Genomic DNA, 5882 nt, shown 5'->3' with positions numbered 1-5882 from the left:
GATGCCGGTCTCCTGCGTGAACGGCGTGTAGATCGCCTTCTGCAGAGCCGCACCATAGGAGCCGCCACTGTCACGGACGACCACCGTCTTGCCGCCCTTGCCGCCACTGTTCGCGCCTGCCCGGCTGGTGCCGGTACCGCAGCCGGAAAGGGCGGTCGCGGCGGCGACGCCCGCGGTGACCCCGCCTATTCCTCGCAGGAACAGTCTGCGGTCTATTCGGGCATCTTTCATCGTGTGCCTCCTGGGTGGTGCCGGCCGTGAGAAGGGGTGCGGCTGGGGACGTGGAAAGAAGGGGGGTGGCTTGAGGGGGCTAGGGGCGGGGATCCGCCTCGTCCGATCCGGTGCCCAGACCGGGGGGCCGGAGGGTCTCGGCCCGCGCGGCCGTGTCGGGGTCCCACGGGACGGCCAGGGCGGCCAGTTCCTTGCCGGGGGCGACGGTGAGGCCGTGCATGCCGTAGAAGATCCGGCCGCCGGCCGGGGCGTGGACGGTGTGCTCGGTGCCGTCGGTCGGGTCGACGATGCGGCCGAGGAGGTCGCCCTCGGCGACTTCGCCGATGACGTCGGCGTCGAAGGAGAACTCCGGGTACCACAGGCCGGTGGCCTCGGCGGTGGCGCCGCCGGACCAGACCCACTCGCGGATCGGCTCCGGAGCGGAGCCGTCCTGGTCGAGGACGCCGAGATGGCGAAGTGCCTTCAGCAGGCCGTCGACACGGCGGAGGGCGGTGGCCTCGTCCCGCCGGCCGAGCTCGCCCACCTCTACGAGGACCGCTGAGATGTTCCGGCGGGCGGCGGCAGCGTGGCTGTTACCGCCCTCGGGCGTCAGCCCCAGGATGACGTCCTGGATGCCGAAGGAGCCTGCCAGTTCGGCCGTCGCCTTGTCCAGGTCCGGGTCACCGGTGAGGCGGTAGCCGACGAAGTCCCGCAGGACCTGGTCGATGCCGCCGCAGTGCAGGTCGATGTAGACGTCGGTGCCGTCGATGAGGTGATCGAAGAGCCAGGCAGCCAGCCGCTCGGTGGGGCCCCCGGCCGGGTCGCCGGGGAAGACACGGTTGAGGTTCACGCCGTCGACCGGGGAGACGTTGAGCCGGCCCTGGTACACGGCGGGAGGGTTGGCGACCGGACAGACGATCACCTGCCCGCTCACCCCTCCGGGCTCCAGCAGGTCTGCCAGGCGCGCGGCGGCTTCAATGGGCGTGAACTCGCCGCCGTGCACACCGGCGGTGATGACGACCCGGGGGCCCGGGCGGGTTCCGTTGACCAGGGTCACCGGGATGTCCGTGGTGAGGGTGCCGAGATCGGCCTGGACGGTGCCGCGCGCCTTGGTGCCGGGCGCGGCCTGAAGGGAGCCGACGCTGAGGGTGGCGTTTTGCACGGTCATGCCTCCGTACGTCCGACGGTGGACAGGAAGTCGATGGGCTGGGGCGAGGCGCCGTCCAGCGCGAGGTCCGCGGCGATGTCGCCGAAGGCGGGCGAGAGTTTGAAGCCGTGACCGGAGAATCCGGCGAGGAGGATGACGTTCTCGGCGCCGGGCAGCGGGCCGACCAGGGGGCGGCTGCTCTCGGTGTAGCCCTCCATGTAGACGGAAAGGCGCGTGGGGTCCGGGTGCAGGTCGGGCAGGTATCGCCCGATCAGCTCGGAGAAGATCTCCAGCTCGTCGGGCCGCACGGTGCGGTCCAGCCGGTTGGGGTCGTCGGCGAGCCGGTGCAGCGCACGGGACAGTCCGAGCTTGACCGAGATGCCGTCCGGGGAGGGCAGGCCGTAGCAGTGGGTGGGGGCCGTGCGGATGAACGCCGGGCGCTCCTCGCCGAACCAGGCCTCCGGGGCGGTGGGCACGTACCAGGCGCTGACGAGGCGGCGGACCTCCACCTCCCAGGGCAGGTCGGGCAGCAGGTCGTTGACCCAGGGGCCGGGCGTGACGACGGCGGTGTCGAAGCGCTCGGTGCCGGAGTCGGTGCGGATCTCCACGCCTCCGGCGACCGGGACGATCTCGCGGACCGTGCTGTAGCGGTGGATCACGGCGCCCAGCTGCTCGGCGCGGCGGGCGGCGGTCTGGATGGTCAGCTCCGGGCGGATGAACCCGGCGCGGCGGTCGAGCACGGCCGCGTCGCCGTCCTCGATGCGGTACTGCGGGAAGCGCTTGGCGAGCGCCTCGACGTCCAGCACCTCGTGATCGAGGTCGTGCTCGGCGATGGACTGAAGGACGGTGGCCATCTGCTGGTGCTCGGTGGGTCCCATGAGCAGGCAACCGGTCAGACGGCGCAGCTCGCGGCCGGTCTCCTTCTGGAGCTGCTCCCAGAGGGCGTCGGCGTGCTTGAGGAGCGGAACGTAGCGGGAGTCCTCGAAGTGCGCGCTGCGGAAGATGCGGGTCTCGCCGCCGGCGGCGCTGCGGTCGTGGCCGGGTGCGTAGCGGTCGTAGCCGACGACGTCGGCGCCGCGGGCCGCCAGCCGCCAGGCGGCCTGGCTGCCCATCGTTCCGACGCCGACCACCGCGACGCGCTTCCTGGCAGCTGACACAGGACTTTCCTTTCGTATCGCCGAGGCGCATGCTGAGCCTTCGACGTGAGGCTGTTCGATTCGAGATGGTTTGGGCGGGAGCCAGGTCCCCTCGTGGACCTGCGGCTCACAACCGCCGCGTCTCGCAGTCCGGCTCACTTCCGGGGGGTCTCCCCGAAGACCGTGCCACTATGTGGAATGCTGTGCTAGAATCTGGCACAGAGAATGACAGTGGCTTCTGGGAGGAGTCAAGAGGGTGTCGAGCAGAATTTTCGAGGATTAACAGGGGGAAACCGGATGGAAATGAAGAGCGTCACCAGGTCACTCCGGATCCTGGAGGCGGTCGCCCAGCATCAGCCCGTGACGGTAGGGGAGTTGACGAAACTCTTCGGGCTGCCGAAATCCACCGTGCAGCGCACGTTGGTCACGTTGGCGGAGGCCGGCTGGCTGCGCGCCAACCGCAGGGACACCACCCGCTGGGAGATCGGCGCCCGCGTCCTGGCCGTACGACCCGCCGCCCTCCAGGGCTCCAGCCTGTTCGCCGCCGCCCGTGAACCCATGGTTCGCCTCCGGGACGCGGTGAACGAGACCATCCACCTGTCGGTACCGGACGCCCTGCAGTGCATGGTCGTGGTGGACCGCGTCGACTGCGACCAGGCGGTACGGACCTTCCACACCATCGGCGACACGTCACCCCTGCACGCCACGGCCGTCGGGCGCGCTGTTCTCGCCCACCTTCCGAGGCGGGACGTCGATGAGCTCATCGCGGCGGGGCTGGAGCGGTTCAGCGACACGACCCCCGTCGAGCCCGACGAGCTGCACGCCGAGCTGGACCGGATCCGCACCGACGGCTACGCGGTCAACCGCAACCAGTACCGGCCGGGCGTCTGCGCCGTCGCCGCCGCCGTGCTCGACGAGGACGGCACCCCGCTGGCAGCCGTGGCCGCCTCCATGCCCGAGGCGCGGTTCGACAGTGAGCGGACGCCGAAGTGGGGCCGCCTCCTCGCCGACACCGCCGCGGAGATCTCACAGCGCCGCCGGGGCGCCTGAGCGGCAGACGGCCCGCAGACCGTCGACCGGGGGCCGGCTCACACCCTTCGCGTGCGAGCCGGCCCCCCAGCCTCGTCCCAGGGGAGCCACCGCCCTGCGCCCGGCGGGGGAAGCCGGACACAGGGCGGCCGCACCACGCGGCACGGCAGGCCTGGTCAAAGTCCTACCGGCTGTCCATCGCCGCGGGGAATCGGGACCCCGGTGCATCTCGAGTCCGGCCCACTGAACCGCCGAACCCGACCACGTTCCACATCGTGGCACACTATGCTGGAATCCGGCACAGATCATGGCCATGGATCCGTGCCGGAGTCAAGAGCCATGAGAACCAGGGACCACAGGTCTGAGGGGGCAACGAATGGAAATGAAGAGCGTCACCAGGTCGCTCCGGGTTCTGGAGGCAGTCGCCCGACATCAACCCGTGACGGTCGGGGAGTTGACCAAGATTTTCGGACTGCCGAAATCCACCGTGCAGCGCACCCTGGTCACCCTCAATGAGGCGGGGTGGCTGCGGGCGAACCGCAAGGACACCACCCGCTGGGAGGTCGGCGCCCGCGTCCTGGCCGTACGACCCGCCGCCCTCCAGGGCTCCAGCCTGTTCGCCGCCGCCCGTGAACCCATGCTCCGGCTCCGCGACGCGCTGAACGAGACCATCCACCTGTCGGTACCGGACGCCCTGCACGGCATGGTCGTCGTCGACCGCCTGGACTGCGACCACGCCGTGCGCACCTTCCACGCCATCGGCGACACCTCACCCCTGCACGCCACCGCCGCCGGGAACGCCGTCCTCGCCCATCTGGAAAGGTCCGAGATAGACGAGGTCACCGCGGGGACGCTGGAGGGTTATGGCGAGGAGACCATCACCGACCCGGGGCAACTGCGTGCGGAGCTCCGGCGCGTGAGAGAGCGTGGCTACGCCGTCAACCACAATCAGTACCTCCAGGGTGTCTGCGCGATCGCGGCACCCGTGCTCGACGGTGAGGGCACACCTCTGGCCGCCGTGGCTGCCTCCCTGCCCGACTCCCGCTTCGAACCGGGCCGGTTGCCGGAGCTGGGCCGACTGGTATCCGAGACGGCTACGGAGATCACCGCCCGTCACCTGGCCTGACGACGGCCCCGGCGTCACTTCACGATCACATAGATCTTCCGCACGGTTTCGACGGTCTTCCAGACACCGACGAAGCCCGGCTTCATGACAAAGCTGTCACCCGCCTTGTAGACCACCGGCTCGCCACCTTCCGGCGTGAGTTCGACGATGCCGGCGAGGATGTGGCAGAACTCGAAGGTCTCCCCCTTGACCGAGCGCGTCTCGCCGGGCGTCGCTTCCCAGACTCCCGTGTGGATCATCTCCCCGCGGGCCATGTCCTGGGGCCAGGTCATGAACGCGGGGTCGCCGGACACCAGGCGTTCCGGGAGCGGACCGGACCTGTGCGGCGCGAAGGCGGGATCGGTGTCGATGGTCTTCAGGAACGACATGTTGTTTCCTGTCCTGGGCTCGAGAAAGGGCTGCTGAAAGTTGCTGGTCGCCGAGGCCACCGCGAGGAGAGGTCACGGGCCGTCCCTCGCGCCCGGCGGCATGGGATCCGGGCACGGGTGAGGCCCGTGACGGCGCGCGCTGATACGCAGTCAGGGCATGACCGTCGTCATTTCACAGGCACCGCGAGGTACTGGTACTCCAGGAACTCGTCGATCCCCACGCGGCCGCCCTCGCGGCCCAGCCCCGACTGCTTGACGCCGCCGAAGGGTGCGGCCGGGTTGGACACGAGGCCCGTGTTCAGCCCCACCATGCCCACCTCCAGCCGTTCGCTCACCCGCAGGGCACGGTCGAGGCCCTCGGTGAAGACGTAACCGACCAGGCCCCAGGGAGTGTCATTGGCTCGGCGGATCACCTCGTCCTCGTCGTCGAAGGTGAGGATCGCGGCGACCGGGCCGAAGATCTCCGTGTCCATCAGGCGGCTGCCGGGATCGACGTCGGCCAGCACGGTCGGTGGGTAGAAGCAGCCCGGGCCTTCGGGGGTACGGCCGCCTACGAGCACCCGTGCCCCGCGCTCCACCGCGTCGGAGACCAGCTCCTCGACCTTGGCGCGCCCCCTCCGGTCGATCAGTGGGCCGACATCGACGCCGTCCCTGGCGCCCGGACCGACGACCAGCGCGCCCATCCGCTCCGCCAGCCGGCGCCCGAACTCCTGCGCCACCGAGCGGTGCACGAAGAAGCGGTTGGCGGCCGTGCACGCCTCACCCATGTTGCGCATCTTGGCGACCATCGCACCGTCGACGGCCTTGTCCAGGTCGGCGTCCTCGAAGACGACGAACGGCGCGTTCCCGCCCAGCTCCATCGAGGT

Annotated in this window: 6 protein-coding genes and 1 pseudogene; 2 read left to right on the top strand and 5 right to left on the bottom strand. The window is 70.2% G+C overall.

Features of this window, described 5'->3' with window-relative positions:
- The 3 genes and pseudogenes from GTY56_RS16750 to solA form a co-directional block, all read right to left on the bottom strand.
- Positions 1-231, bottom strand: a pseudogene (locus GTY56_RS16750) (ABC transporter substrate-binding protein); the annotation flags it as partial.
- 79 nt (positions 232-310) lie between these two features.
- Positions 311-1378, bottom strand: a complete 1068-nt coding sequence (locus tag GTY56_RS16745; protein WP_161366189.1) for a succinylglutamate desuccinylase/aspartoacylase family protein — start codon at positions 1376-1378, stop codon at positions 311-313.
- Positions 1375-2514: an N-methyl-L-tryptophan oxidase gene (solA, locus tag GTY56_RS16740; RefSeq protein WP_161366188.1), complete on the bottom strand. Its 1140-nt coding sequence runs from the start codon at positions 2512-2514 to the stop codon at positions 1375-1377. Before solA ends, GTY56_RS16745 begins: the two co-directional genes overlap by 4 nt.
- 282 nt (positions 2515-2796) lie before the next feature.
- Between solA and GTY56_RS16735 the strand changes: the two genes are divergently transcribed.
- Both GTY56_RS16735 and GTY56_RS16730 read left to right on the top strand, forming a co-directional pair.
- Positions 2797-3543 (top strand): IclR family transcriptional regulator, encoded by a 747-nt coding sequence (locus tag GTY56_RS16735; protein WP_161366191.1) that lies wholly within the window; start codon positions 2797-2799, stop codon positions 3541-3543.
- A 361-nt stretch (positions 3544-3904) separates the two neighbouring features.
- A complete protein-coding gene (locus GTY56_RS16730; RefSeq protein WP_161366190.1) occupies positions 3905-4648 on the top strand; it encodes an IclR family transcriptional regulator in 744 nt (247 codons plus the stop codon).
- 14 nt (positions 4649-4662) lie between these two features.
- On the opposite strand, the gene GTY56_RS16725 is transcribed toward GTY56_RS16730, so the two are convergent.
- Complete coding sequence (locus GTY56_RS16725) at positions 4663-5016, bottom strand: cupin domain-containing protein (protein ID WP_161366187.1); 354 nt, start codon at positions 5014-5016, stop codon at positions 4663-4665.
- Positions 5017-5183: 167 nt separating this feature from the next.
- Positions 5184-5882 (bottom strand): aldehyde dehydrogenase family protein (locus GTY56_RS16720; RefSeq protein ID WP_161366186.1); only part of this gene is annotated, 699 nt, incomplete at its 5' end.

The sequence above is a fragment of the Streptomyces sp. SID5643 genome (assembly GCF_009872555.1).
Classification (GTDB): Bacteria; Actinomycetota; Actinomycetes; order Streptomycetales; family Streptomycetaceae; genus Streptomyces; species Streptomyces iakyrus.
This window is presented reverse-complemented; position numbering and strand designations above follow the sequence as displayed.